Origin of the sequence: Okeania sp. SIO2B9, assembly GCF_010672505.1 — a bacterium.
Lineage (GTDB): Bacteria > Cyanobacteriota > Cyanobacteriia > Cyanobacteriales > Microcoleaceae > Okeania > Okeania hirsuta.
This window is the reverse complement of record NZ_JAAHGK010001312.1, coordinates 1-2,074: the sequence shown is the minus strand read 5'-3', so window position 1 is coordinate 2,074 and position 2,074 is coordinate 1. Positions and strand designations below refer to the sequence as shown.

Here is a 2,074-nt window from a genome sequence, read left to right as displayed (position 1 = left end):
ACTCCTGGTGGTCGAACTACGGGCAGCTACGCCGCAGCACCGACCGCAAGAATATCCACCGCCACGCCGCGCTCCAGCTCGCCACCACCATCCTCATCACCGCCCGACTCATCGACTACCGCAACCGGTGGAGCCCCACCTAACCACCTACCCGCGCATCCCCTTAGGGCCGCCCCGGCCTCGCTCCGGGCCGCCCTCGCCCGGATCGCCTCGTCGGCGGCCATCGGCCGAGCCCGCGGGTTCCACAACGGGTTTGGGTGGAAGCAGGTAATGCTTGGGTAGTAAATTGTCCGCCTAATATTTGTTTTGGTTGCACGAGGCAAACATTAGCACCCGCTTTTAATGCACCCAGGGTAGCTGAATATGCTGCAGTGGAACCACCCACTATTAATATGGGAAATGAGAAAATTTGACCATCGGTGGGTCTGGTAAAAAAGCGATCGTCTAATATACTGTTGCTCATGGTTATTTGGGATGTGGAACTTTATCGCAAAAGGCTGATTCTTAATATTTCATTGTTTCAGCTTATTAAGGAAGTCCTAACCTTTTTGTCTAGTGCTATATTAATTTATAGCAGGGAACAGGCAACTCTTTGGAAAAAGAGGTAATTATTAATTATTATAGCAATTTCAAAAAAGAATGTTACGAATAATAAGTGTGATGAAAAGACAGGTTTAGGAGATGTCCCTTTGACTAAAAAGATAATTTACGACCTAAAAAAATAGAATCTAAGCAATTCATTCTGACTCCTGTAGGGGCAAATAGCGGTTTATCCCTACCACTGAGTCCTAATAAATAACCTAGTTATATCATGTCCGGTAGCATTGGTATTGTAAGTGTGAAGGTAAGGAAGAAGGAAGAAGGAAGAAGGAAGAGGGAAGAAGGCTTAAAAGCTTGAAAAAACCTAAATTTCCTGTAGATATTCACCCTTGGTTTTACACAAACAATAAAGTGCGGACATGATATTATTTATAGCAAACATTGATCAAATTGGTATTAGACATCTCCGAAAAATAATAGACTTTTTGCATAATTAGGCAATATGCAACAGGGAAGAAAATTTCTGAAAAAAGGCAAAAAAAATTCTCTACATCTGTAATTTATACCAGATGTCTATTAATTTTAAGTTTTTGATTTTCTCACTATTTTTCTAGTTACTAACAAACTCGAACAAATTAGAATCTTCAATAATTGCCTCATCAAAAATAGCATGAGTTAAATTGGCATCCTCAAAAGATGTTTTTGATAACTTCTCCAAGTTGATAACAACTTGAAAAAACAAAATTATCGCCAATCCAAAAACTATTCCAGAACCCAAAAATAATAACAATGCCTTAAGTATATTTCCAGCAAAAAAAGAGATAATACCACTCGAACCAATAACAGCTGAAGTACCTGTTAAAACCGCAGCAATAATCTCATTCTCAGCATTAGTAATGGCAACCGCCACAACCCCAGTTCCAATTAAAGCAGCAACCCCTGCCATTTCACCAGCAACAAAACTAGCAAAAGCACTCGCAATAGTAACAGCGATCGCCGCTCCAGCACAACGAGCGATCAAAGTCCTAATTTTGCTCCTACATTGTCCAATTCTTGCACCTCGAAAATTTGCCTCTGCTAGGATAGCATCCTGAAAATTACAACCTCTCAAGTCAGAACCGCTAAAATTAGCTCCTGTCAGGTCTTGCCCTTGAAAATCACGATGTCGTAAGTCTTGGTTAGAAAAATCTAAAGGTAATAGTTGATTCATGGTATTTTCAAAAAGGAATTAAGCAGAGGTAATAGACATTTCCGAAAAAGATATAGACTTTTTGCACATAGCAGGCAAAAGGGAATAGATTTTTAGGAAAAAGTTACGAAAAATGATTTAGGGGACTTACTTTTACAACTCTAGCTTATGTTAAATAAAGGGTAAGTTTATTTTCTGGAGATGTCTAATAATTAATTATTAACTATTAATTATTAATTATTAATTGTTACCATAGGTCGCAACAACTCCCCAACCAAAATCACACAATCAATAAATTCTCTAGGAGCGATCGCATCATCTTCCCCTAAAATCATTTCCTGTTGA

Annotated in this window: 2 protein-coding genes; both read right to left on the bottom strand. The window is 39.4% G+C overall.

Features of this window, described 5'->3' with window-relative positions; all coding sequences use genetic code 11:
* Positions 1-163 precede the first annotated feature (163 nt).
* Positions 164-463, bottom strand: a complete 300-nt coding sequence (locus F6K13_RS30195) for an FAD-dependent oxidoreductase (RefSeq protein WP_287289430.1) — start codon at positions 461-463, stop codon at positions 164-166.
* A gap of 687 nt (positions 464-1,150) precedes the next feature.
* Positions 1,151-1,750 (bottom strand): pentapeptide repeat-containing protein, encoded by a 600-nt coding sequence (locus F6K13_RS30190; protein WP_124154535.1) that lies wholly within the window; start codon positions 1,748-1,750, stop codon positions 1,151-1,153.
* Positions 1,751-2,074: the final 324 nt, after the last annotated feature.

Coding starts and splice junctions, on each gene's coding strand:
- F6K13_RS30190 (WP_124154535.1), bottom strand. CDS start 1,750: ATGAATCAACTATTACCTTTAGATTTTTCTAACCAAGACTTACGACAT.
- F6K13_RS30195 (WP_287289430.1), bottom strand. CDS start 463: ATGAGCAACAGTATATTAGACGATCGCTTTTTTACCAGACCCACCGAT.